Annotated in this window: 21 protein-coding genes and 1 pseudogene; 11 read left to right on the forward strand and 11 right to left on the reverse strand. The window is 60.0% G+C overall.

The annotated features are described in order from the left end of the window. Positions 1–103: 103 nt before the first annotated feature. Positions 104–745 (reverse strand): ribosome biogenesis GTP-binding protein YihA/YsxC, encoded by a 642-nt coding sequence (yihA, locus tag GIV35_RS06725; protein ID WP_003187369.1) that lies wholly within the window; start codon positions 743–745, stop codon positions 104–106. A gap of 192 nt (positions 746–937) precedes the next feature. On the opposite strand from yihA, the pseudogene GIV35_RS06730 reads away from it, so the two are divergent. The 6 genes and pseudogenes from GIV35_RS06730 to GIV35_RS06755 all read left to right on the forward strand — a co-directional run bounded on the left by GIV35_RS06730 (position 938) and on the right by GIV35_RS06755 (position 6,417). Continuing rightward, positions 938–1,145: pseudogene (locus GIV35_RS06730) on the forward strand (cytochrome). Positions 1,146–1,178: 33 nt separating this feature from the next. Next, positions 1,179–1,805 (forward strand): c-type cytochrome, encoded by a 627-nt coding sequence (locus GIV35_RS06735; RefSeq protein ID WP_198715734.1) that lies wholly within the window; start codon positions 1,179–1,181, stop codon positions 1,803–1,805. Between the two features lie 167 nt (positions 1,806–1,972). Then, positions 1,973–2,608, forward strand: coding sequence for a thiol:disulfide interchange protein DsbA (gene dsbA, locus GIV35_RS06740; protein WP_003187375.1), 636 nt, complete (start codon positions 1,973–1,975; stop codon positions 2,606–2,608). Between the two features lie 10 nt (positions 2,609–2,618). Beyond that, complete coding sequence (locus GIV35_RS06745; protein ID WP_003187377.1) at positions 2,619–3,497, forward strand: endonuclease/exonuclease/phosphatase family protein; 879 nt, start codon at positions 2,619–2,621, stop codon at positions 3,495–3,497. Further along, positions 3,494–5,551: a GGDEF domain-containing protein gene (locus GIV35_RS06750; RefSeq protein ID WP_236264634.1), complete on the forward strand. Its 2,058-nt coding sequence runs from the start codon at positions 3,494–3,496 to the stop codon at positions 5,549–5,551. The genes GIV35_RS06745 and GIV35_RS06750 overlap by 4 nt, the downstream gene beginning before the upstream one ends. Positions 5,552–5,640: 89 nt before the next feature. Further along, the gene (locus tag GIV35_RS06755; protein WP_034129239.1) at positions 5,641–6,417 is read left to right on the forward strand and encodes an N-acetylmuramoyl-L-alanine amidase; all 777 of its coding nucleotides are present in this window, start codon (positions 5,641–5,643) and stop codon (positions 6,415–6,417) included. Positions 6,418–6,449: 32 nt separating this feature from the next. Here the strand turns inward: GIV35_RS06755 and GIV35_RS06760 are convergent, their stop codons facing one another. Both GIV35_RS06760 and algB read right to left on the reverse strand, forming a co-directional pair. Beyond that, positions 6,450–8,237 (reverse strand): ATP-binding protein, encoded by a 1,788-nt coding sequence (locus GIV35_RS06760; protein WP_054897229.1) that lies wholly within the window; start codon positions 8,235–8,237, stop codon positions 6,450–6,452. Between the two features lie 10 nt (positions 8,238–8,247). Further along, complete coding sequence (gene algB, locus GIV35_RS06765) at positions 8,248–9,594, reverse strand: sigma-54-dependent response regulator transcription factor AlgB (protein ID WP_034129241.1); 1,347 nt, start codon at positions 9,592–9,594, stop codon at positions 8,248–8,250. A 389-nt stretch (positions 9,595–9,983) separates the two neighbouring features. Between algB and GIV35_RS06770 the strand changes: the two genes are divergently transcribed. From GIV35_RS06770 to GIV35_RS06790, 5 genes are all read left to right on the forward strand, one after another. Further along, complete coding sequence (locus GIV35_RS06770) at positions 9,984–10,268, forward strand: hypothetical protein (RefSeq protein WP_213153905.1); 285 nt, start codon at positions 9,984–9,986, stop codon at positions 10,266–10,268. Positions 10,269–10,344: 76 nt separating this feature from the next. Continuing rightward, complete coding sequence (locus GIV35_RS06775) at positions 10,345–10,509, forward strand: DUF1328 domain-containing protein (protein ID WP_003187386.1); 165 nt, start codon at positions 10,345–10,347, stop codon at positions 10,507–10,509. 2 nt (positions 10,510–10,511) lie between these two features. Then, complete coding sequence (locus tag GIV35_RS06780; protein WP_105225307.1) at positions 10,512–10,979, forward strand: inhibitor of vertebrate lysozyme family protein; 468 nt, start codon at positions 10,512–10,514, stop codon at positions 10,977–10,979. A 712-nt stretch (positions 10,980–11,691) separates the two neighbouring features. Next, entirely contained in the window at positions 11,692–13,023 is a 1,332-nt protein-coding gene (gene gltP, locus GIV35_RS06785) for a glutamate/aspartate:proton symporter GltP (protein ID WP_003187390.1), read from the forward strand. A gap of 97 nt (positions 13,024–13,120) precedes the next feature. Next, the gene (locus tag GIV35_RS06790) at positions 13,121–14,350 is read left to right on the forward strand and encodes a nucleoside recognition domain-containing protein (protein WP_198715729.1); all 1,230 of its coding nucleotides are present in this window, start codon (positions 13,121–13,123) and stop codon (positions 14,348–14,350) included. Positions 14,351–14,443: 93 nt separating this feature from the next. Here GIV35_RS06790 and GIV35_RS06795 read toward each other — a convergent pair whose 3' ends face one another. From GIV35_RS06795 to GIV35_RS06830, 8 genes are all read right to left on the reverse strand, one after another. After that, positions 14,444–15,055 carry an ABC-type transport auxiliary lipoprotein family protein gene (locus GIV35_RS06795; protein ID WP_105225309.1) on the reverse strand — a complete coding sequence of 204 codons (612 nt, stop codon included), beginning with the start codon at positions 15,053–15,055 and terminating at the stop codon, positions 14,444–14,446. Beyond that, positions 15,052–15,990 carry an MlaD family protein gene (locus tag GIV35_RS06800; RefSeq protein ID WP_003187394.1) on the reverse strand — a complete coding sequence of 313 codons (939 nt, stop codon included), beginning with the start codon at positions 15,988–15,990 and terminating at the stop codon, positions 15,052–15,054. The genes GIV35_RS06795 and GIV35_RS06800 overlap by 4 nt, the downstream gene beginning before the upstream one ends. 1 nt (position 15,991) lies before the next feature. Beyond that, positions 15,992–16,795 (reverse strand): ABC transporter ATP-binding protein, encoded by an 804-nt coding sequence (locus GIV35_RS06805; protein WP_003187395.1) that lies wholly within the window; start codon positions 16,793–16,795, stop codon positions 15,992–15,994. Further along, a complete protein-coding gene (locus GIV35_RS06810; RefSeq protein WP_034129245.1) occupies positions 16,792–17,940 on the reverse strand; it encodes an ABC transporter permease in 1,149 nt (382 codons plus the stop codon). Before GIV35_RS06810 ends, GIV35_RS06805 begins: the two co-directional genes overlap by 4 nt. Positions 17,941–17,994: 54 nt before the next feature. Then, positions 17,995–19,026 (reverse strand): DUF5924 family protein, encoded by a 1,032-nt coding sequence (locus GIV35_RS06815; protein ID WP_003187399.1) that lies wholly within the window; start codon positions 19,024–19,026, stop codon positions 17,995–17,997. 68 nt (positions 19,027–19,094) lie between these two features. Then, entirely contained in the window at positions 19,095–20,477 is a 1,383-nt protein-coding gene (locus tag GIV35_RS06820; RefSeq protein WP_105225310.1) for a M16 family metallopeptidase, read from the reverse strand. 58 nt (positions 20,478–20,535) lie between these two features. Beyond that, on the reverse strand, positions 20,536–22,194 hold the full coding sequence (locus tag GIV35_RS06825; RefSeq protein ID WP_223024623.1) for a Na/Pi cotransporter family protein: 1,659 nt from the start codon (positions 22,192–22,194) through the stop codon (positions 20,536–20,538). Between the two features lie 212 nt (positions 22,195–22,406). Next, positions 22,407–23,174 carry a TerC family protein gene (locus GIV35_RS06830; RefSeq protein WP_014716354.1) on the reverse strand — a complete coding sequence of 256 codons (768 nt, stop codon included), beginning with the start codon at positions 23,172–23,174 and terminating at the stop codon, positions 22,407–22,409. Position 23,175: the final 1 nt, after the last annotated feature.

The following is a 23,175-nucleotide window of genomic DNA, read 5'->3' on the forward strand; positions in this document are numbered from 1 at the left end:
GTGTTGGCAGATAATTCTGGACCCCGCCCTAGCGGTCCGGAACTTGAACCCCGAACTTCCCCTCCCCAAAAGAAGTCCGGGGTTTTTTTTGCCCGCAGAAAGGTCACTCGGCGATTTCTGCGCCCTTGTCCGCCAATTCCATCCAGCCGGCCAGTACGGTGTAGGCTTCTTCCAGGCCCATGCGCTTGGGGGCAGAGAACAGCTGAATCGTGATGGTATCGCCCCAGCCCTTACGGATTTCGGACTGCACTTTGAGCAGCGTGTTCTTGGCTGCGCCGTAGGTGAGCTTGTCGGCCTTAGTCAGCAAAATGTGCATCGGCATGCCGCTGGCGACAGCCCAGTCGAGCATCAGCAAGTCGAAGTCGGTCATTGGATGACGGATATCCATCATCAGAATCAAACCCTTCAAACTCTCGCGACCGCCCAGGTAAGCCTCAAGGTGACGCTGCCAATGCAGCTTCAGCGGGATAGGTACTTTTGCATAACCGTAGCCCGGCAGGTCGACCAGACGCCGATCATCGTCTAGCTTGAAGAAATTGAGTAGTTGCGTGCGGCCCGGGGTTTTCGAGGTGCGCGCCAGGCTGGCGTGAGTCAGGGTGTTCAGTGCGCTGGATTTACCGGCGTTGGAACGGCCGGCAAAGGCGACTTCAAAGCCCTCGTCATCGGGGCATTGGTCCACTTTGGCGGCGCTGAGCATGAAGGTGGACTGTTGGCACAGGCCGAGGATGGGGTTCTTGAGTTGCATGAGATTTCCGATGTGGGCGGTGCCGAGAAAGGGTGCGGCAAGCGGTGTCGTTTCCGTTTCAGTAGCGCCAGTATATAATGCCGCAGATTTTGTGTGTGCTTTGTCCCAGCGAAGGATGAGGTTCACGGGAGCGAAAGACCTTTATTGCGCATTAGAACGCAAAACGCTCTCAAACCCTGAATAGGTCGATGTATGGACCGACGGTTGCTCGCTTCTGCTGCCCTGATTCCGCTTTACGGCGCTCAGGCTACACAGGATCAACCGAGTTTGCATGGTCAGGCTGACGCAGTGCGTGACCCAGGGTTTCAAGGCAATGCCGCCGCGTGGTTTGTGCATGGACTGCAGTACTGAGGATTACCAGGCCGTCATTGATTTGATGGTGAGTAAACCCGGTAGATAACTCTTAAACCCTTAGCCGTAGTTGGATTAGCTGATGAACAAACTGATCGTGAGTCTGCTGTTGACCTTGGGCATCACAGGCGCTGCCGTCGCTGCAGAGGGCCCCGTCAAAGGTGATGCCACTGCCGGTCAAGCGAAGGCCGCCGTGTGTGGTGCCTGCCACGGGCCGGATGGTAACAGCCCGGCGCCGAACTTCCCCAAACTGGCCGGCCAGGGTGAACGCTACCTGAGCAAGCAGATGCACGACATCAAGGACGGCAAGCGCACGGTGCTGGAAATGACCGGCATGCTGACCAATCTCAACGATCAGGACCTGGCGGACCTTGCGGCATATTTTGCCAGCCAGAAGGGTAGCGTGGGAGCTGCCGATCCTAAATTGGTCGCCCGCGGAGAGCAGTTGTTCCGTGGCGGTAACCTGGAAAAAGGCTTGCCCGCCTGCACCGGTTGCCACTCGCCCAATGGCGCAGGCAACGCTGCCGCAGGCTTCCCGCACCTGAGCGGCCAGCATGCCACCTACATCGCCAAACAGTTGACCGACTTCCGCAAAGAAGAAGCCGGCCGGGCCAACGATGGGGACGCCATGACCATGCGCACTATCGCTCGCAAGCTGAGCGACGAAGACATCGCAGCCCTCTCCAGTTATATCCAGGGCCTGCATTGACGGGGCTGGGCGTTAACGCTCGATTAATCCCGCGATGCAAGCATAAAAAGGGTGGCTCAGGCCGCCCTTTTTTGTGGCCGCTGCCGTTACACTAACGAACTCATGTCCGCGTAGACCTGTCACAACAAAGGTCGCGTGAGGCGACTTTATTTGTCCAGGAGTAAAGCATGCGTAATCTGATCCTCAGCGCCGCTCTCGTCACTGCCAGCCTCTTCGGCATGACCGCTCAAGCTGCCGATGTGCCGCTTGAAGCCGGTAAAACCTATGTTGAACTGGCTAACCCGGTTCCGGTTGCGGTACCCGGCAAGATCGAGGTGGTGGAGCTGTTCTGGTACGGCTGCCCGCATTGCTACGCCTTCGAGCCGACTATCAACCCATGGGCTGAAAAGCTGCCCAAGGACGTTAACTTCCGTCGCATTCCTGCCATGTTCGGTGGCCCATGGGACGCCCACGGCCAACTGTTCCTGACCCTGGAAGCCATGGGTGTTGAGCACAAGGTCCACAACGCTGTCTTTGAAGCGATCCAGAAACAAGGCAAGCGCCTGACCAAGCCGGACGAAATGGCTGACTTCGTTGCTACTCAAGGTGTCGACAAGGACAAGTTCCTGGCGACCTTTAACTCCTTCGCTATCCAGGGCCAGATCAAACAGGCCAAGGAACTCGCGCAGAAGTACGGCGTGCAAGGCGTTCCAACTCTGATCGTCAACGGCAAATACCGTTTCGACCTGGGCAGCACCGGTGGTCCTGAAGCGACCCTGAACGTTGCTGACCAACTGATTGCCAAAGAACGCGCTGCCAAGTAAGGGGCTCGCCATGCGCCGCTGGGGTACCGAGCGTGTCGTTGGCCTGCATGAACCGCAGGTCAACGAGCATCACCTGGAGTCCACGGGCCTGCCGGCAGACAGCCGCTTGCGCCTGCTCAGCTTCAATATCCAGGTGGGCAACAGTACCGAGAAGTATCGGCACTACCTCACGCGTGGCTGGCAGCATCTGCTGCCCCACAAGGGGCGTACCGGTAACCTGCAGAAAATCGGCGACCTGCTAAGTGACTTCGACTTGGTCGCCCTGCAGGAAGCCGACGGCGGCAGCCTGCGCTCCGGCTATATCAACCAGGTGGAACACCTGGCTCAGTTGGGGGCTTTTCCATACTGGTATCAGCAACTCAACCGTAATCTAGGGCGCCTGGCACAGCACAGCAACGGCGTGCTCAGCCGTCTCAAACCCACTGCAATTGAAGATCACCCCCTGCCAGGCCCCAAAGGGCGCGGGGCGATCCTTGTGCGTTTTGGCGAAGGCCCGGAAGCCTTGGTGGTGGTGATGATGCATCTGGCCCTCGGGGGGCGTACGCGCAACCTGCAACTGGCCTACGTGCGTGAATTGATTGGCAACTATAAGCATCAGGTGCTCATGGGTGACATGAACACCCATGCCAACGACCTGCTGCAGAATTCTCCGCTGCGCGACCTGGGGTTATTGGCGCCGCAAGTCGAAGCCACGTTTCCCAGCTGGCGCCCGCAGCGCTGTCTTGACCATATCCTGCTCAGCCCAAGCCTCACACTGGAAAGTGTGCAGGTGCTAGCGCAGCCCATTTCCGATCACCTGCCGGTCGCGGTAGAGATTCGTCTGCCGGGTTCGCTCACGGCTGATGCATTACCCGCGTTGAGCCCAGGCCCTCGCGGACCCCTTGCATGAGCGACGACGCCCAGCGCTGGAAAGAGAAATACCTCCAGAGCATCGAGCAACAAGACAAACTCGAACGCCGCTGGGCTGCCCGCCTCGATTTGCTGCGCCGCGGGCTGGTGCGCAGCACGCTGGCCGCCGAAGGCACCGACCGCGCCGTCGATCAATGCATGAAGGAAATGCGCGATGTCGTGCGCACGGACGACATGGATGCTGCCCTCGCCGCTTTACTGCCGCGCCTGGAAAAGGCCGTGCTGGATTCGGAGCAGCGCCGCGAAACCCGTGTCGACCAGATCAGCACCGCGCTCACCGCCTTGGTCACCCAGTTGCAAAAGCTGCCGTTGCCCCGCGAGGTGGCTCGCCCGCTGAAAACCTTCGCCAAGCAACTCGATGGTCGCGTGGCACAAGCGCGGGAGATGCCCCTGCTACTCAGTGAGCTGAGCAGCCTGCAGGGGCAGGCGCTGAATAATCTGGAGCCTGAAGGCGATACCGCACGCCCAGGCCCGGGCCTGTTGCAACGCCTGTTCGGTAGTAAGGAGGCCGCCAGTGAAGCACTCCCGGTTGACGCTGAGCCACTGCCGGCAATGCAATTGGCAGCGCCAAAGCCTGCAGCGCCCAAACCCGCACCCGAACCGGAAGAACCTGCGCAATCGGAAGAGCTGACCCAAGCCTTGCGTGCCTTTGCACCGCTGTCACCCACACCCGTGGCCTTGAAGGCTGCGCCTGTTGCAGCGGCCGAAGGGCAAGAGGTCGCCAGCGAAACGCCGGTATTCGACGCTCCAGAGCTGCTGTCGATTGCGCCTGCGCAATTACCGGAGCCCGACGTGCAGGCGCCACCGGTTGCGGAGCCTGCTCACGAAAGCGCACTCGCTGCCTTTATCGAACCGCCGCCGGCTCCAGTCGAAACACCGGATGAGACCACCATCGGCAGCCTGTCGCTGCCCCCTGTGCTGGAAAGCCCCGAGCCCGACGAACTGCAACCGGACGGCGCCTACGCCCTGCCCGATTCTCCTGAACCGTCCTACAGCTCGGTGGCCAAGCACATTGAAGGCACTTTGCTCGGCCTGCTGGAAGATCTTTCCCTGCCCGAACGTCACCAGCCCCAGGCCGAGGCGATGCGTGAGCGTCTCGCCCATGGTTTGAATTGGTACGAACTGCTGCCGATCCTGGATGACCTGGCCGTGCTGATGCTGGCGGTCACCGACAGTGGCCAGCATGAGTTCGAGGCTTATCTCAAGCAGCTCAACGAGCGTCTCGAGGCATTCCAGGGTCATCTGCAGGTCGCCAGCGAGGGGCACGCCGACAGCAGCCTGGCCGCACGGGAGCTGGACACACAGATTCGCGAGCAGGTCGACGGCCTGCAAAGCAGCGTGCAGGACGCCGCCGACCTGGACAGCCTCAAGCAGGTGCTCGAAAGCCACCTTGAAGGCTTGCTCGGCACCATGGATGAACACCAGCAACAGCGTGACCTGCGCGAACAGGAAGTGGCCGCACGCCTCAAAGGCCTGGCTGAACGCGTGGCCCATATGGAGCAGGAGGCCCAGGGCTACCGCGAGCACCTGGAGGTGCAGCGCCAGAAGGCCTTGATCGATCCGCTCACCGGGCTGCCCAACCGTGCGGCGTGGAGCGAACGCCTCGATTACGAGGTCAACGCCTGGCATCAGCGGGGTAACAGCCTGTCGCTGGCCATGCTCGACCTGGACCACTTCAAGCGCATCAACGACGGCTACGGTCACCTGGCAGGGGACAAAGTCTTGAAGATCATCGCCAATGTGCTGAGCAAGCGCCTGCGGCCGACGGACTTCATCGCGCGTTTTGGGGGTGAAGAGTTTGTGCTGCTCATGCCCGACTCAGCTTTGGCGGATGCCCTGGCCGTAGGTGAAGTATTGCGTGAGGCCATTGCAGCGTGCCCGTTCCACTTCAAGGGCGAGCCGGTAACGATCACGGTGTCCATGGGCGTGGCGCAGTTTCAGGCCGGCGAGCGCAGTGACCTGGCGCTCAAGCGTGCCGACGAGGCACTCTACAGGGCAAAGGCTGCGGGGCGTAATCAGGTGCAGGCGGCATAAAAGATGTTCCATTTTGTGATTTGACCGCCTAGCCATGAACCTTACGTTACACTGTTGCATTATCGTCTTTCAGTGTAATGCCTCTCGCCATGAAATCCTTGTATATCGCTTTAGCGTTTCTTCTGCTCGCCGGCTGCGCCAGTGGCCCGCGCCTGAACACCAGCCATCCTTCGGTTAACCACGACAACCGCGTGCAGTTCGTTGTGGTGCATTACACCTCGACCAACCTTGAACGTTCCCTGGCGCTGTTGACCCATGGCCAGGTCAGCAGCCATTACCTGATCGGCGACGACGCCTCCGGCACCATCTACAAGCTGGTAGATGAAAGCCAGCGCGCCTGGCACGCCGGGCAAAGCGAGTGGATGGGGCGCACCTGGCTCAACTCCAGCTCCATCGGCATCGAGATCGTCAACCCAGGGTTCAGTGATACGCCGACTGGGCGTGTGTGGTACCCGTATTCCGAAGCGCAGGTGCAGTCGCTGATCGTGCTGCTCAAGGACATCAGCAAGCGCAATGGCATCGACCCCAAGAACATCATCGGGCACAGCGACATTGCCCCACTGCGCAAGCTGGACCCAGGCCCTTTGTTCCCCTGGAAGCGCTTGGCGGCAGAAGGTCTGGCCGTGTGGCCGGATGCCCAGGCAGTGGCCCGGTTCCAGGTGCAGTACGCCGCGCAGTTGCCGAGCATTACCTGGTTCCAGGAAGAGCTGGCGCGCCTGGGCTATCAGACGCCGCAGACCGGTGAGCTGGATGTGGCCACAAGGCACGTCATCGCTGCGTTCCAGATGCGCTTTCGCCCGTCATTGTTTGACGGCACCCCAGATGCTGAAAGCGCCGCGATCCTGAGGGCCTTGAATCACCGCTGATGGTGTACAGGTAGGAGCGAGCAAGCTCGCTCCTACAGGGGCAATGCCATATAGAACTGCGTACCCTGCCCTGGCCGTGAGTACACACCCATGCGGCCGCCGTGCAATTGCACGATTTCCTTGCACAGTGCCAACCCCAGGCCCGCACCGCCTTTCTTGCGGCCCACCTGTACAAAGGGTTCGAAGATCCGCCCTTGCTGGCCGTAGGCAATGCCTTCGCCGTTATCCTCGACGCTGATAATCACCCGCTCGCCATGCCGTCGTGCCTGCAGACGAATCTGCCCGCCTTCGGCGGTGTGGCGCAGGGCATTGCCCAGCAGGTTGTCGAGCACCCGCTCCAGTTGCACTTGGTCGGCATACAGCCGTGGCAACTCAGGTTGAGCTTCTACCAGCAACTCAATGTGCTGGGCGTTCGCAGGCTCAGCAAACCGAGCCCGTGCGTGCTCCAGCAAGTCGGTGACATCGCACGTGCCCAGGGTGAGTTTTTGCAGGCCGTTCTGGTAGCGCGAGAAGTTGAGCAGGTCGTTGATCAACTGCATCAGGCGCTGCATTTCTTCATTCACCGTATCCAGCAGGTCCGCCTCGCGGGAGTCCGGTGGGAACTTGGCCCGCTCACGGAACAAGCCGAAGGCCATGTGCATGCCGGTAACCGGCGTGCGCAGCTCATGGGAGGCGCGCAACACGAACTCGCTGCGCACCCGTTCGAAGGCGCGCTGTTCAGTCACATCATGCAGCACCATCACGGCCCCGAGAATGTGCCCCTGTGTATGGCTGACCGGGGTCAGGCTGTAGGTCAGCAGGCGCAACTCACCCTCGACTTCCACCTCCAGATCGTCCGGGGCCCGCTCCAGGTTGCCGCCGCGCAGCACCAGTTGCAGCTGTTCATCCATTTCCGCACGACCCATGGCTTCACCAAGGCCTTGACCCAGCCGCTCCTCATCCCAACCCAATTGGCGCTGCGCTACAGGGTTGAGGTGCTCCAGGCAGCCTTGGCGATCAATCATCAACAGGCCGTCATCGATACTGTCGAGCACCGCTTGCAGGCGCTGTTGGCCGGCCAGCAGCTCATCGATGTTAGTAGCCTGATGTTGGCGCAACGCTTCGGCCATGATGCCGAAACGGCGGGTCAGCAGGTTCATTTCCGCTGCGGAGGAGATCGGCAGCGTGACTTCAAAGTCGCCCTGTCCGATTTTGTCGGCGGCCTTGGCCAGGGCCTCGATGGGACCACCGAAACGCCGGGCGATGCCATGGGCCGTGACGAAACCGATGATCAGCACCGCGAGCCCTACCAGCCCGAGCAGGCCCGCTATCAACAGGGCGCGCTCACGGGATTTATGCTCACTGGTACTGATATTTTCCAGGGCCCGCTTGTGGTCGGCGATCAAGCCGTTGCGCAGTATGTTGAAGGTCTCGGTGAGTTTTTCCTTGCTGCCCGCAGGCGGTGATGTCTGCTGGGATTGGTCAAACGCCTTGAGCAGATTCTGGTAGTCCGAGCGTGCCTGGCTGAAACCATGGTTTTTGCCGTCGACCTGCTCATGGGCGATGCCCTGGTCCAACAGATCGAAATAATGCTGCTTGGAGGCTTGCAGGGCGTCTGGGTCGGGACGCTTCTCCAGCATCATGATCAACTGGTCGCCCAGGCTCTGACGCAATTTGAGCCCCAGGTCCAGGGTGATGAAATTACTGCGGATCAGCGATTCCTGGGTCTTGGCCATTTGCATGACGCTGACCAAGCCCAGGACCAACCCCAGCAAAGCCACGGTAATCAAGGCTGAGATGCTCAGGAATAACCGGGTGCGCAGTTTCATCGCGAGCTTCATAAGGTCCTGTTCAAAGGTTGTACTGCTTGCGTTTGCGGTACAGCGTCGACGCATCGATGCCGAGTGTGCGGGCCGCTTGGTCCAGTGTGTCGCTGGTCGCAAGTACGGCGCCGATATGGGCTTTCTCCAGCTCGTCAAGGCTCAAAGCCGACCCGATACGCGGTGCATTGTTGGCCGGTTGCTCAGCCATCCCCAGGTGGCTGATCTCAACCTTCTCCTGGGGGCAGATGATGCTGGCGCGCTCCACTACGTTGCGCAGTTCACGAATATTGCCGGGCCAGCGGTAGTTCAGTAGCGCTTCGCGGGCATTATCGCTGAAGCCGCGCGCCGGGCGTGCGTATTCCTTGACGAAGCGGGCAAGGAAGCGGTCAGCCAGGGTCAGGATGTCTTCACTGCGTTCGCGCAGCGGGGGCAAGTGCAAGGTGATGACATTCAGACGGTAGAGCAAGTCTTCACGGAAACGGCCATCGCGCACCATGTCTTCCAGGTTCAGGTTGGTGGCTGCGAGGATGCGCACGTCAGCGCGGCGGGTGACCGGGTCGCCCACGCGCTCATACTCTTTGTCTTGGATAAACCGCAGCAACTTGGGTTGCAACGTGAGGGGGAAATCGCCGATCTCGTCGAGAAACAGCGTACCGCCGTCCGCCTGGTTCACTCGGCCCAGAGTGCTCTCACTGGCGCCGGTGAATGCGCCGCGGCTATGGCCGAACAGTTCGCTTTCCATCAGTTCGGCGGTCAGTGACGGGCAGTTGATGGTCACGCAGGACTTCTTCGAGCGCTTGCTCCAGCCGTGTATCGCCCGGGCCAACTCACCTTTACCGGTGCCGGACTCGCCGAGAATCAAGATATTGGCGTCCGTCCCGGCCACCTGCCGCGCGGTTTCCAGCACCACCATCATTGCCGGGCTATGGGAGTCCAGGCCGTCTTTGGGCTGGCGCACCTCGCCTTCCAGCGCTTCCAGCCGCGCAGAGAGCTGACGCACTTCCAGCTGTTTGGCCGTAGCCAGGCGCAGTTGGTCGGGGCTGCAAGGCTTGACCAGGTAGTCGGCGGCGCCAGCCTGGATGGCGTCCACGGCGGTATCCACGGCCGAATGGGCGGTCACAATCACCACGCGCATCCACGGAGCCTGCACGCGCATCTGGGCCAGCACGTCCAGGCCATTGTCCTCGCCCAGGCGCAGGTCGAGGAAGCACAGGTCGAACACCTGACGCTGCATCAGGGCATCGGCCTGGGCGGCGCTGTTCGCGGTGGCGACGGTGTAGCCCTCATCTTCCAGGCAATAGCGGAAGGTGCGCAGGATCGCGGATTCGTCATCCACTAAAAGAATGCGGCCTTGAAGTTCCTTGGCTGAATCCATCTGTCCCGCACTCCTTAACTATAAATGTGATGGTGTTTAGTCCCGGAATAATCGGGCAAGTTGCATGGTTTATTCTGATTCATAAAAGGCTTCTTCGTGCAGCTATCTGCGCGCCTTCCTACAGACGACGTCTGAGGGCATTTTCCCTTCCTTTCACCCTTCGATCCTTCGATGTATGCGCTGGGTGTCTGGTTCCGACCCCCGACCATCGTGCATTTCGCACGGCCCGCAAGGAGGCATCGTGCAGGATGCTAGGCGACGAATCTATCGAGAAAGTTTAAATGCTTGATTTTATTGTGTTTTATTTTGCAATAAAGCTGGCATGCACTCTGCAATATCTCCCCCAAGAGCGTCATGAACGAATAATCAGAATGCGGGAGTAATGCAGCATGACTCGCCAAAGCCTCAGCCAATTGCGTGTATCGCCGCTGCGCTTGCAGCAGGGCCTGTTCGCCAGCCTGGCCTTGATGGTCACGTTGGTTGCCGGCCAGCAGTTGCAGCATTGGCAGGAGCGTGCGCAGCCAGCCCCGCAATTTGAACGTCCCGTCATGACTCAGACCCATTTCCGTTCCATTGGCAGCGCCAGCGTCGATGTGACTGCCCCGCAATTGAGCCTGGTAGACCAGGGTTCCACTCTGGACGAACTGCCGGCCCATGACCGTTGGGTGTTCTAGGCAAAAACGTCGCTCGTGTTGAGCGGCTGCACGGTATCACCGCTGTTACCCCTATAGAAGCATAAGGAGAATCACCATGTTGAGTTGGGCAATCACATTTCTGATCATCGCCATTGTGGCTGCAGTCCTAGGCTTCGGTGGTATCGCTGGCACCGCCACCGGCATCGCCAAGATCCTGTTTGTGGTCTTCCTGGTGATGTTTATCGCTTCGTTCTTCTTTGGTCGCAAAGGCCGAGGTTGAATATGGTCACCCTGCCTTTTAAAACCCTTGCTGCCGCCCTGCTGTTGGGCGGCAGCGGCCTGGCCATGGCCGCCAACGACGGCCAATCCCGGGCTAACGAATTGCTCAGCGCAGATCCGCAGTACCGTGAAACCTGGCAAGACGTGGTGAAGAAAGAGGAACGCCTGCCTGAATGGGTGATGAACCTGTCGGGCACGGCTGAGCAAATGAATGCCGTTGAGGAAGATGGCGACAAGTACTTGGTCGGGCCGCTCTGCGAAACCGCAGACACCTGCCTGAACAAGCGCCTGATCGTCGCCTTCAGCCTCGACAAGGAAGATGCCTACGCCATGTTGGTGGAGGTCCCGGCGGGTTTGCCAGCGGACAAGTCCCCGACACGGCACGCCGACTACCGTTTTCTCGGTAAGCCGGACGAGGGTATGCAAAAGCTGTTGATGGAACAGCTCAAGAAAGATCCGAATTGGTACTAGGTTCCGTCTGACGGAGCCGGCGTCCATAGAAGGAAGCCCTTGTGCTTCTTTCTGTTTGCATCGCTCCTTGAGTGATGCATGACCAGGGGGCCGGGTTGCTCTGATCGATCAGGATCGGCGTGACCTACGGGTACAGGGAGTACCTGCGCAAGGGCCGGGTCAGGCGAAAAGCTGCGACGCAAGTTCACAAGACCTCAAGCTTGCTGAACTTGCGGCGGGCTTACGACTCTCATTCCCGCGTTTCATGCCGCCTATAGCCGCAGTTTTGTTTTTTGCGTCTGGCCAACCATTACTGGGTATGTCGGCGTGACCATCTATCGAGAATTTTTCAATCGCGCTATAGGATCTTTCCGGTCCTAGGTGATGGATTTCTCAGACATTTCTGCCAGCCAATCGAAGTCGTCCAGTATCTCTGCGCGAGCCTGATTTGGCTGCTTAACGGCATATTCACCCGCTCGAATGGCGGATACGAACTGACCGTTTGGACAAATATTTTCAAAAAAACCCATGCCGATTCGGCATAGGGTAGGCGTTTACGGCATTAGACGTCGCTCCCTTGCATGGGAATAGTTGCGCCTTTTTTCGCCTGCCAGTAAGCCATTTCGGCCACGCTGCGGTGACCTTCCATGGAGGCAGATGCACACACTTTTTCGCTTTCGAGCGTTGCAGCTGGCGCATTTGCCGTAAGTCCACTTGAAGCAAGGGTAATGACATGAAGAAGGCAAAGCTAAGCCTCGCCTGGCAGATCCTCATCGGTTTGGTACTGGGCATTGCAATCGGTGCCGTGCTCAACCATTTCAGTGCTGAAAAGGCCTGGTGGATCAGCAATGTGTTGCAGCCGGCGGGCGATATCTTTATCCGCCTGATCAAGATGATCGTGATCCCGATTGTGATTTCTTCGCTGATCGTCGGCATTGCCGGTGTAGGCGACGCGAAAAAGCTCGGTCGTATCGGCGTCAAAACCATCCTCTACTTCGAAATCGTCACCACCATCGCCATCGTGGTGGGCCTGTTGCTCGCCAACCTGTTCCACCCAGGCGCTGGCATCGACATGAGTACCCTGGGTACCGTCGATATCTCCAAGTACCAGGCGACTGCCGCCGAAGTGCAGCATGAACATGCGTTCATCGAGACCATCCTCAACCTGATCCCCTCGAACATCTTCGCCGCAGTCGCCCGAGGCGAGATGCTGCCGATCATCTTCTTCTCGGTGTTGTTCGGCCTGGGTCTGTCGAGCCTCAAGCCTGAACTGCGCGAACCGCTGGTGACCATGTTCCAGGGCGTGTCCGAGAGCATGTTCAAAGTCACCCACATGATCATGAAGTACGCCCCTATCGGTGTATTTGCACTGATCGCGGTGACGGTCGCCAACTTCGGCTTCGCCTCGCTGCTGCCGCTGGCCAAGCTGGTGATCCTGGTTTACGTCGCGATCCTGTTCTTCGCCTTCGCGGTCCTGGGTTTGATCGCACGCCTGTTTGGCTTCTCGATCCTCAAGCTGATCCGCATCTTCAAAGATGAGTTGGTATTGGCTTACTCCACCGCCAGCTCCGAAACCGTGCTGCCGCGTGTGATCGAGAAGATGGAAGCCTACGGCGCGCCGAAAGCGATCTGCAGCTTCGTGGTGCCGACCGGCTATTCGTTCAACCTCGACGGTTCGACTCTGTACCAGAGCATCGCGGCTATCTTCATTGCCCAGTTGTATGGCATCGACCTGTCGATCGGCCAGCAACTGATGCTGGTACTGACCCTGATGGTGACCTCCAAAGGTATCGCCGGCGTGCCGGGCGTGTCCTTCGTGGTGTTGTTGGCGACTCTGGGCAGCGTGGGCATCCCACTGGAAGGCTTGGCGTTTATCGCCGGTGTCGACCGTGTGATGGACATGGCGCGTACCGCCCTGAACGTGATCGGCAATGCCTTGGCCGTACTGGTTATCTCCCGGTGGGAAGGCATGTACGACGACGCCAAGGGCGAGCGCTACTGGAATTCCCTGCCGCACTGGCGCAGCAAGGAAGCCCTGCCTACGGCACAAGCCACCCGTAGCTGATTGCAGATTGATCGAAAACAAACCCCGGAAAATTCCGGGGTTTGTCGTTTCTGCCAGCCCCGTTATCATTCGCCCCATCTTTCGGGGGACTTATCTGATGCTCAATGGCCTGTGGCTTGGCTTCTTTGTCGTGGCAATGGTGTCAGCACTGGCGCAATGGCTGGTGGGCGGTAACGCCGGGATCTTCGCGGCGATGGTCGAAAGCATTTTCGCCATGGCCAAATTGTCGGTGGAAGTCATGGTGCTGCTGTTCGGTACCCTGACGTTATGGCTGGGCTTTCTGCGGATTGCCGAAAAAGCCGGGATCGTCGATTGGCTGGCCAAGGCCCTCGGCCCGCTGTTTCGCCGCCTGATGCCGGAAGTGCCCGCGGGGCACCCCGCGATCGGTTTGATCACCCTCAACTTTGCCGCCAACGGCCTGGGCCTGGATAATGCCGCCACGCCCATCGGCCTGAAAGCCATGAAGGCGCTGCAAGAACTCAACCCCATCCCCAATACGGCGACCAACGCTCAGATCCTGTTCCTGGTGCTCAACGCGTCCTCGCTGACGCTGTTGCCGGTGACCATTTTCATGTACCGCGCCCAGCAAGGCGCCGCGGACCCGACGCTGGTGTTCCTGCCGATCCTGCTGGCCACCAGCGCCTCAACCCTGGTGGGCCTGCTGTCGGTGGCGGTGATGCAGCGTCTGCGGCTGTGGGACCCTGTGGTGCTGGCCTATCTGGTCCCCGGCGCGTTGATACTGGGTGGCTTCATGGCGCTGCTGGCGACCCTGTCTGCCACAGCGCTGGCCGGTTTGTCGTCGATCCTGGGCAACCTCACGCTGTTTGGCCTGATCATGCTGTTCCTGGTGATCGGTGCGTTGCGCAAGGTCAAGGTGTACGAGGCCTTTGTCGAAGGTGCCAAGGAAGGCTTCGACGTGGCCAAGAACCTACTGCCCTATCTGGTGGCGATGCTGTGTGCGGTTGGCGTGTTGCGTGCCTCGGGCGCCTTGGAGTTCGGCCTGGAAGGGATTCGCCATGTGGTGGCCTGGACTGGCCTGGATACGCGCTTCGTCGACGCTCTGCCGACCGCAATGGTCAAGCCGTTCTCCGGCAGTGCGGCACGGGCGATGCTGATCGAGACCATGCAGACCCAGGGAGTGGACAGCTTTGCGGCGTTGGTGGCGGCGACGATACAGGGCAGTACTGAAACCACGTTTTATGTGCTGGCTGTGTACTTCGGCTCGGTAGGCATCCAGCGGGCGCGGCATGCGGTGGGATGTGCGTTGTTCGCGGAGTTTGCTGGTGTGGTCGCGGCTATTTCGGTGTGCTACTGGTTTTTTGGTTAAGGCCACAATCGTTATCGCAGTTCAAGCCAGCTCCCACAGTTTGATGTGTGAACACAGTAAAATGTGGGAGCTGGCTTGCCTGCGATGAGGCCTTCAAGGTTTCAGAGCGGTATTGCCCTGACTGACTACCCAATCCACCACCTGCGTATTCAACTGATCCCCAGCCTGGCCAAAAGCAGCCACCACCGCTGGCACCTTGGCGTCACTCACCGGCTGCCTCACTTCAAACCGGCGGCTGGCGATAATCCTTTGATCACGCCCACGCACCAATCGTGCGTCGAGGCGAATCACCACCTCCACCGCTTTGCCTCGATACTCACTCTGAAACGCCTGCAACTGCCCGCCCAGTTCATAGTCGGCTTGCAGGTTGGTCTCGTCGGTACTCAACAATGTCACGCGCCCGTCGCGCTGGAAGCCATCCAGCAGGCGATTACGCAGCAGCACCGGCGCCGGGTCGCTCCAGCGTGAATTCGCGTAGTTGCTGATCAAGTTGCCATTTGGCACTACGGCGATGCGCGGGCTATCGAGAAACTCGCTGGTCTGCGGCTTGGTCACGCGCAGCGACCAACTCACCGGCGTGCCTTGGCTGGCCGGTTGGGCGGACGCCAGGCGGTACACGTCCGATGGGTCCGGCTTGGGCAGGATTGAGCACGCGCTGACCAGTGCCAGGGCCATGGGGACGATCATATGGTAAGCACGCTTCATGGCGTGAACTCCTTGTTCTTGTCACTGCCCAGCAGGTAACCGCTGGGGTTGGCTTCCAGGCGGCGAGAGATGGCGCGCAGCGAGCCGAGGGTTTCACGCAGCTCGCGCACGGCTGGCGCCAGCTCGTTAAGGCCCTGCATGCCGCTGTTCACCGAGTCCTGGTTATTGGTCAGCAAGGTATTGATGGTAGCGGTGCTTTGCTCCAGGGATTTCATCGCCTGCTCGGCGCTGCCGAAGGCTTGCTTGCCTTGTTCACTGAGCAAACCATTGGCGCTGCGCATCAGCACCGTGGTTTGCTCCAGCGCCGCGCCCGCCTGTTTGCTCACCTGCATCAATTGCTGCATCACCACCTTGATGTCGCCGCGTTGCTCGGCAATGGCGCCGGTGGTTTGTTGCAGGTTATCCAAGGTGTTGCTCAGGCGTTCGACGTTTTCCCGTGAGAACAGGTGGTTGGCGTTGTGCAGCAGCAGGTTGACGCTGGTCATCAGGTCGTTGCTGTTATTGAGCAGGCGTGCGATAGGCGATGGCGACGCGATGATTTCCGGCAGGTTGCCGTCCTTGCCCTTGAGCTCCGGGCTCTGCGGGGTGCCCCCACTGAGCTGGATGATCGAGGTGCCGGTGATACCGGTCAGGGCCAGTTTGGCCTGGGTGTCTTCCTTGATTGGCGTTTGCCCGGCCAGGCGGATGCGCGCCAGGACGCGGCGTGGGTCTTTGGGGTCCAGACGCAGGCTGATGACATCGCCCACCTTGATGCCGCTGTACTGCACCGCACTGCCCTGGGACAGGCCGCTGACCGCTTCGTTGAAGATCACTTCGTAATCCTGGAAGGCGGTATCGACGCTGGACTTGGCCAGCCACAGACCAAACAGCATCGCGCCGACCACCACAATTACGCTGAACAGTCCGATCATCACATGATGGGCTCGGGTTTCCATGTCATACCTCGTTGAGCGATTGAGCGGCATCCAATGCCGCGCGGCCCCGGGGGCCGTGGAAATATTCGTGAATCCAGGCGTCGTTCGTTTCCGAAACGACATCGATGGCGTCGGCCACCAGCACTTTCTTCTGCGCCAGCACCGCCACACGGTCGGTGATGGTGTACAGCGTGTCGAGGTCGTGGGTGACCAGGAACACACTCAAGCCCAGCGCATCGCGCAGGGTGAGGATCAGTTGGTCGAATTGCGCCGCGCCAATGGGGTCGAGACCGGCGGTGGGTTCGTCCAGGAACAGGATGTCCGGGTCCAAGGCCAGTGCGCGGGCCAGGGCCGCGCGTTTGATCATGCCGCCGGATAACGAGGCCGGGTATTTATCGGCCGCCGACAGCGGCAACCCTGCCAGGGCCAGCTTGACCGCCGCCAAGTGCTCGGCATCGGCGCGGCTGAGGCCGGCGTGCTCGATCAATGGCAGGGCCACGTTCTCGGTCACCGTCAGCGAGGAAAACAGCGCGCCCTTCTGGAACAGTACGCCAAAGCGGCGTTCTACCAGTGAGCGTTCATGTTCAGGCAGGCTCGGCAGGTTTTTGCCGAACACCCGCACTTCGCCTTCGCTGGGGCGCCGCAGGCCAACGATGCTGCGCAACAACACGGATTTACCGCTGCCAGAGCCCCCCACCACCGCCAGGATCTCGCCCTTGTACAAATCCAGGTCGAGGTTCTCATGCACGCTTTGGCTGCCAAAGCGATTGCACAAGCCACGCACTTCAATCACCGCCTCGGTGGGCGCACGGTGTAGACGACTCACCAGCCCATCTCCATGAAAAACATCGCTGCGACCGCATCCAGCACAATCACCACAAAGATCGATTGCACCACGCTCGACGTGGTATGCGCGCCGACTGATTCGGCACTGCCGCTGACTTTGAAACCTTCCAGGCAGCCAATGGCCGCGATCAAAAAGGCAAAGATCGGCGCCTTCACCATGCCCACCAGAAAGTGCTGCACGCCAATGTCCGATTGCAGCAGCGAAAGAAACATCGCCGGCGAAATATCCAGGGCCACCGCACACACCACACCACCGCCGACGATCCCCGAGAGCATCGCCAGGAAGGTCAGCATCGGCAACGCCACCAGCAGCGCCAGCACGCGCGGCAATACCAACAGCTCCATGGGGTCCAGGCCCAGGGTACGGATGGCGTCGATTTCTTCGTTGGCTTTCATGGAGCCGATTTGCGCGGTGAATGCACTGGCGGTACGGCCGGCGATGAGGATTGCGGTGAGCAACACGCCGAATTCACGCAGGAAGGAGAACGCCACCAGGTCCACGGTAAAGATCGTCGCGCCGAAGCTCTTGAGCACGGTGGCGCCGAGGAAGGCCACGACGGCGCCTACCAGAAAGGTCAGCAGCGCGACGATAGGCGCAGCATCCAGGCCCGTCTGTTCGATGTGGGCGACCATGGGCGTCAGGCGCCAGCGCTTGGGCCGCCAAATACCGCGGGCGAAGGTTTCGAGGATCAGGCCGATAAAGCCCAACAGCTTCATTGCGTCTTGCCAGACCGTGTCTACTGCGCGGCCGATGCGAGCCAACACTTGAATACCGGCGGCCTCTTCCGGCTCTTTGATCGGTACGCAAAAGTCATTCAGGGAGCGGTAGACGGTCTTGAGCAGGGCACGGTCGGCGGCTGCCAGGGTGCAATCAGTCTGTTCGGCAGAATGTTCGATGCGCGCAGGGCCCAGCAGCTCCACCAGCAGCGAGGCGCCGGCGGTATCCAGCGCACCGAGGCCGTTGAGGTCAATGCGGGCGCCGGCGTCGTATTGGCCGTCGAGTGTGGCCGACAGCTTCTTCAGGTGGGCGTAGTGGGCCAGCGTCCAGTCGCCGGTAATCCGTAGCGAAGGCGGGGTGCTGGACGTATCAAGATGGGCCGCGCCGGCCGTCGTGCGAGTGGTCATAAGCTCCGAGCTTGTTTGGCTATCCACAATTGCTACGTAATAGCACGATCCGGCTTACTTTGGGTTGTCCGCTTGTGCTGTGTCTATCACCTTGAAGCGCAGAACGCCGATGACCTGGCCGTCTTCGGTGAGCACCTGCACTTGCCAGCGCCCCACGGCGTCACCCGGGAAATTCTGCTTGTGGGTCCAGGCGCGATAGCCCTCCTTGCGCCCACCATGGATGTCAAGGGCAATGCGGTCGACTTCCTGGCCGTTGAATTTCCATACATGGTAGATCCGCTCATCCAGCCCGCGTGGCGCGTTGATCGCGGTGTACGCATACAGCCCACCACTGCGCAATTGGGCGGCGGTGACTTGCTTGAGGTCGTCGCCCGGCGTGCGGTCTTGCAGTTGGGTGCTGATGGCGACTTCGGTCATCCACAGGGTGGCGGGCGGTACCCAACTGCGCAGGAACCAGCCGGCGCAGCCGATGGCGGCCGTTACCCCCAGCAGCATGGCCCAGCCCTTGAGGCTGCGCAGCGGCAGGCTGACGGCCAGGCTCGGGATCGACAAGACCATGGCCACACCCAACGCCAGTTTGTAACTCTGGGCGGTGGTCAGGTGCATGATGATCGGCAGCGCGGTCAGCAACGCGGCGAATAGGGTCAGGGTGTGCAAGGCCAGGAACAGCGAGCGTTTGGGCGCCAGCCATTTGTAATACAGCGGGTCGATGATCGACACCAGCGCCGCCGCACCCAGCAGGCCAGTGAACAGCGATTGGCCGCTGTTCCAGGCGGTGGTGACGAAAAAGAACGGCAGGACGAAGAACAGACTTTCCTGGTGGATCATCTGGGTGGCGTAGCGCAGCAGCGGTTCAGGGATCTCGCGATTGAAGACCTTGGTGAACAGTTGCGTAAAACTGTTCTCCAGCATCAGCCACAACCAGCTCACCAGCATGATCACCGCAATCCAGCTGGCCATGCCCTGCTGGCGGTCTACCAGGATGAAGCTGCCCACCCCCGAGATGAAACCGCCGAGTGCAATCACCCCTGGGTAGCGCTTGATCAGTTCTATAACGCGCTGGATGAGGGGCGGCAAGTTCGGCATGGGCGGTTCACTGGTTGTGGGAAAAATCTCAGACAGAATAACGCCTTGGCCCGATATTCTGCGCCTCATTACTCAACAGGTTTGCGATAAAGCCTCAGGCCGATCAAAACAAGGATGATCAGGCCCAGTACGCCCGCACCGATCCAGGTCAAGGCGTCATAACTCAACAGCGGTTTTTCGATGCGCCAGTAGCCCGGCTGCTGGAACGCTTCGCGCATGGCCTGGTTGGTTTGCGCCAGGCTCACGGCCTTGATGCGTTTGACCGGGTCGCTGAAACGTCCATTGGAGTAGTCGCCGGCCGCACTCCAGTAATAGTCGGCCAGTGCGCTGTTGCCTTGCACTGCCCAGGCTTGGCGGGCAATGGCGGCTTGTTGCAGGCGTGTGAATACTATTGGGTCGAGGCCATCCTTGAGCAACTGGGCCTTGAGGTCTTGCAAGACCTGCTCGGCTTCAGGGAGGTTTTCTCGCTCAAGGTCGGCATTCAGGCTGAGGAACCCAACGCCGCCGAGCACTTCGCGTTCCACCCACGGGCCGTAGGACAAACCGTGCTTGAGGCGCAGTTGCCGGTAAAGCGCCCAGTCGAGGTAGTCCTTGAGCAGGTTGTAGGTTTCATCATGCTGGTCGTCCAGTACAGGCTCTGGGAACAGCCAGTGCAGCTTGGCGCCATCGCCCACCCAGCCGCGGATCAGGTCGCGGTGGCTGGCGGCGGTGTGCTGGATTTCCGGGAGGGGGCGATGTTCGCTCGGCTCCACTGGGTCGAGTTGACCATAGGTGCGTTCCAGGTAGGCGGGCAGCAGTTTGTCGAGATCGCCGACGACGATCAGGGTCATGTTGTTCGGCGCGTACCATTCTTTGCGCAGCTTCTCCAACTGGTCGCGGGTGAGGTGGCTGACCTCGGCGCGTTCGGCGCACTTGAGGCCCAGCTCGACGGCCAATTGGTTACTGGCGCTGTGACCGAGGTCCTGGCGATCCAGCAGGCGTTGCAAGTGTGAATAATGGCCACCGTCTTCGCGCTCCACCACTTGCTTGGCGGCATTGATATGGGCGTCGGTCAGTTGCGTGCGCGTGAGGATTGCCAGCAGCAGGTCCAGCACCTTGCGTTGGTTCTGCGCGGGCGCCTCGATCACGAAGGTGGTGTCGGCGTTGCTGGTGTAGGCGTTCCACTCGCCGCCCAGGGCTTGCATGCGGTCTTCGAGGTCGCCTTCGCTGCCGCCGTCGATACCGCTGAACAGCAAGTGCTCGAACAAGTGCGGCAGTTCTTTTTCTTCGCAACTGAAATCGTCCAGGCCCACACCAACCACCAGGCGAATAGCGACATGCCCACGCTCGGTGCCCGGTTTGAGCAGCAGTTGCAAGCCATTGGGCAAGGTGTAGCCCTCGACTTGCAGGCGGTCAAAGGCAAAGGCGTGTACCGAGCCCAAGAGCAGGCAGGCGAGTAACAGGCGGCGCATAACAAGCTTCCTGGCGAATGAGGTCCATTGTTAACTGACTTCGCTCGCGGGCGTACGTTCAGGGCGAATGGGTGATGTCGGCAATACTTTCGGCGGAGAGCGCGCCAGTGTCGGACGTTTCCAACACTACATAAGCACTGCTGCAAAACAACGAGTTCAAGCGTTTCATGTCGGCAATCAGTTCCAGATGCAGGGAACTGGTTTCCAGGCTCTGCACGATCTTGCGCTGCAGGCGGCTGACATGGGCGTGGGCCAGGCGGCGTTCCTGGGCGCGGAAGCGGCGCTTTTCGCGCAGTAATTGGCGGGCGCTTTCCGGGTCGCCGCTTAGAAACACCGACAAGCCCAGGCGCAGGTTGGCGATCAACTGGCTGTGCAGGCCACTGAGTTCCTCCAGGCCCACTTCGGAAAATTGCCGGCGCTGCGAGGTCTTCTGTTGCTGGACCTTGCGCAGCATGCGTTCGATCAGGTCACCGGCCAATTTCAAGTTGATCGACAGCTCGATGATCTCTGCCCAGCGGCGGTTGTCCTGTTCACTCAGGTCTTCACGGGGCATTTGCGCCAAGTAGAGTTTGATCGCGCTGTTGAGCGCCTCGACGTCATCGCTGAGGCTACGCATTTGCTGGGTGATTGCGGTTTGGTTGCCGCGCAGCACTTCCTGCATCGAAGTGAGCATATTGTCGATCAGGTCACCCAGGCGCAGGGTTTCGCGGGCGGCGTTCGCCAGGGCCAGGCTTGGGGTATTCAATGAGGCCAGGTCCAGATGGCGTGGCTTGGCCTTGCCATTGGTTTCGGGGCGTTCCGGCAGCAGCCATTCGCACAGGCGTGCCATGGGACCGATGGTGGGTAACAGGATCAGGCAACGGCTGACGTTGTAGAGCAGGTGGAAGGTGATGACCATGCCCTGGACGCTGTAGTCCAGGCCGTCCATCCAGCCTACGAGCGGGTCGAGCACCGGGATGATCAGCAACAGACCGATCAATTTGTACAACAGGCTGCCCAGGGCCACTTGGCGACCGGCAGTGTTTTGCATGCTGGTGCTGAGAAAGGCCAGTACACCGCTGCCGATGTTGGCGCCGATCACCAGGCCGATGGCCACGTGCAAGCCGATCACGCCGGCACCGGCCAGGGTGGCCGTGAGCAGCACGGCGGCGAGGCTGGAGTAGGAAATCATCGCGAACAGTGCCCCGACCAGGGCGTCGAGCAAGATATCGCCGGTCAGCGAGGCGAAGATCACCTTGACGCCCTGGGCATGGGTGATGGGCCCGGCGGCTTCAACGATCAATTGCAGCGCGAGAATGATCAGCCCAAGGCCGATCCCCACCCGGCCCAACTGCCCTACCCGCGTCTGTTTGCGCGACAGGAAGAAAATCACCCCGAGAAAGATCAGCAGCGGCGACAGCCAGGACAAATCGAACGTCAGCACTCGCGCCATCAAGGCCGTACCGACGTCGGCGCCAAGCATGGTGGCCAAGGCCGGCGTGAGGCTCATCAGCCCTTGGCCGACAAACGAAGTCACTAGCATCGCGGTGGCGTTACTACTTTGCACCATGGCCGTCACCAGGATACCGGCGACAAATGCCAGCCAGCGCTTGGACATGTTCTGCCCGATGACTTGGCGCAAGTTGGAACCGTAGACCCGCAGGATGCCGGTTCGGACGATGTGCGTGCCCCAGATCAGCAGGGTCACGGCGGAAAGCAGATTGAGCAAGGTCAGCATGCTCGGCCCCCCGTGTGGGTGCGCTCCAATAGGAGCGAAGGAAAGTTACCGCGTGCCGTTCTACGTCTTGTACTTAAGCTGTAGTTGGCGAATGGGCTCTGCGCCAGCATCGCATAGCTAAACTCGGGATTGAAACAAAACTGTCATGAAATCAACTTTTTGACAGACGAAAAAATGGGGCGCAAGCGCCCCATTTCAGCAGCGGGTCAGGTTTATTGACCCGGAATATCTTTACGCAGTTTCACTGGATCCTGTTGCTTCTTCTTTTTCGCGATGGCGGTACGCATTTTGATGTTCACCGCTTCCACTGCCAGCGAGAACGCCATGGCGAAGTAGACGTAGCCTTTTGGTACGTGCACGTCGAAGGATTCGGCGATCAGCACGGTGCCCACGACCAGCAGGAACGACAGCGCCAGCATTTTCAGCGACGGGTGCTTGTCGATGAACTCGCTGATAGTGCCGGCAGCCAGCATCATCACCAATACCGCAACGACGATGGCGGCAACCATCACCGGCACGTGGGAAACCATGCCGACGGCGGTAATCACCGAGTCCAGGGAGAACACGATGTCGATGATGGCGATCTGGATAATGGTGTAGATGAACTTGCCACCGGCGCCTTTGGGCTCGTCGTGGGTTTCATCTTCACCTTCCAGCGCGTGGTACATCTCCTGGGAGCTTTTCCACAGCAGGAACAGGCCACCGAAGAACAGGATCAGGTCACGACCCGAGATGCCCTGGCCAAACACCACGAACAGGTCGGCAGTCAGTTGCATGACCCAGGTGATCGACAGCAGCAACAGGATGCGCGTGACCATGGCCAACGCCAGGCCGAAGATCCGAGTGCGTGCCTGCATATGCTTGGGCATGCGGCTGACCAGGATCGAAATCATGATGATGTTATCGATGCCCAGGACGATCTCAAGGGCCGTCAGGGTGAAGAAGGCAATCCAGATTTCCGGATTGGTCAGCCATTCCATG

The organism is Pseudomonas sp. PA-1-6B (genome assembly GCF_021609545.1).
Taxonomy (GTDB): Bacteria; Pseudomonadota; Gammaproteobacteria; order Pseudomonadales; family Pseudomonadaceae; genus Aquipseudomonas; species Aquipseudomonas fluorescens_BV.

What these genes read in the sequence shown, in the direction of transcription:
- yihA (WP_003187369.1), bottom strand. Translation starts at nt 745, where the DNA reads ATGCAACTCAAGAACCCCATCCTCGGCCTGTGCCAACAGTCCACCTTC.
- GIV35_RS06735 (WP_198715734.1), top strand. Translation starts at nt 1,179, where the DNA reads ATGAACAAACTGATCGTGAGTCTGCTGTTGACCTTGGGCATCACAGGC.
- dsbA (WP_003187375.1), top strand. Translation starts at nt 1,973, where the DNA reads ATGCGTAATCTGATCCTCAGCGCCGCTCTCGTCACTGCCAGCCTCTTC.
- GIV35_RS06745 (WP_003187377.1), top strand. Translation starts at nt 2,619, where the DNA reads ATGCGCCGCTGGGGTACCGAGCGTGTCGTTGGCCTGCATGAACCGCAG.
- GIV35_RS06750 (WP_236264634.1), top strand. Translation starts at nt 3,494, where the DNA reads ATGAGCGACGACGCCCAGCGCTGGAAAGAGAAATACCTCCAGAGCATC.
- GIV35_RS06755 (WP_034129239.1), top strand. Translation starts at nt 5,641, where the DNA reads ATGAAATCCTTGTATATCGCTTTAGCGTTTCTTCTGCTCGCCGGCTGC.
- GIV35_RS06760 (WP_054897229.1), bottom strand. Translation starts at nt 8,237, where the DNA reads ATGAAGCTCGCGATGAAACTGCGCACCCGGTTATTCCTGAGCATCTCA.
- algB (WP_034129241.1), bottom strand. Translation starts at nt 9,594, where the DNA reads ATGGATTCAGCCAAGGAACTTCAAGGCCGCATTCTTTTAGTGGATGAC.
- GIV35_RS06770 (WP_213153905.1), top strand. Translation starts at nt 9,984, where the DNA reads ATGACTCGCCAAAGCCTCAGCCAATTGCGTGTATCGCCGCTGCGCTTG.
- GIV35_RS06775 (WP_003187386.1), top strand. Translation starts at nt 10,345, where the DNA reads ATGTTGAGTTGGGCAATCACATTTCTGATCATCGCCATTGTGGCTGCA.
- GIV35_RS06780 (WP_105225307.1), top strand. Translation starts at nt 10,512, where the DNA reads ATGGTCACCCTGCCTTTTAAAACCCTTGCTGCCGCCCTGCTGTTGGGC.
- gltP (WP_003187390.1), top strand. Translation starts at nt 11,692, where the DNA reads ATGAAGAAGGCAAAGCTAAGCCTCGCCTGGCAGATCCTCATCGGTTTG.
- GIV35_RS06790 (WP_198715729.1), top strand. Translation starts at nt 13,121, where the DNA reads ATGCTCAATGGCCTGTGGCTTGGCTTCTTTGTCGTGGCAATGGTGTCA.
- GIV35_RS06795 (WP_105225309.1), bottom strand. Translation starts at nt 15,055, where the DNA reads ATGAAGCGTGCTTACCATATGATCGTCCCCATGGCCCTGGCACTGGTC.
- GIV35_RS06800 (WP_003187394.1), bottom strand. Translation starts at nt 15,990, where the DNA reads ATGGAAACCCGAGCCCATCATGTGATGATCGGACTGTTCAGCGTAATT.
- GIV35_RS06810 (WP_034129245.1), bottom strand. Translation starts at nt 17,940, where the DNA reads ATGACCACTCGCACGACGGCCGGCGCGGCCCATCTTGATACGTCCAGC.
- GIV35_RS06815 (WP_003187399.1), bottom strand. Translation starts at nt 19,026, where the DNA reads ATGCCGAACTTGCCGCCCCTCATCCAGCGCGTTATAGAACTGATCAAG.
- GIV35_RS06820 (WP_105225310.1), bottom strand. Translation starts at nt 20,477, where the DNA reads ATGCGCCGCCTGTTACTCGCCTGCCTGCTCTTGGGCTCGGTACACGCC.
- GIV35_RS06825 (WP_223024623.1), bottom strand. Translation starts at nt 22,194, where the DNA reads ATGCTGACCTTGCTCAATCTGCTTTCCGCCGTGACCCTGCTGATCTGG.
- GIV35_RS06830 (WP_014716354.1), bottom strand. Translation starts at nt 23,174, where the DNA reads ATGGAATGGCTGACCAATCCGGAAATCTGGATTGCCTTCTTCACCCTG.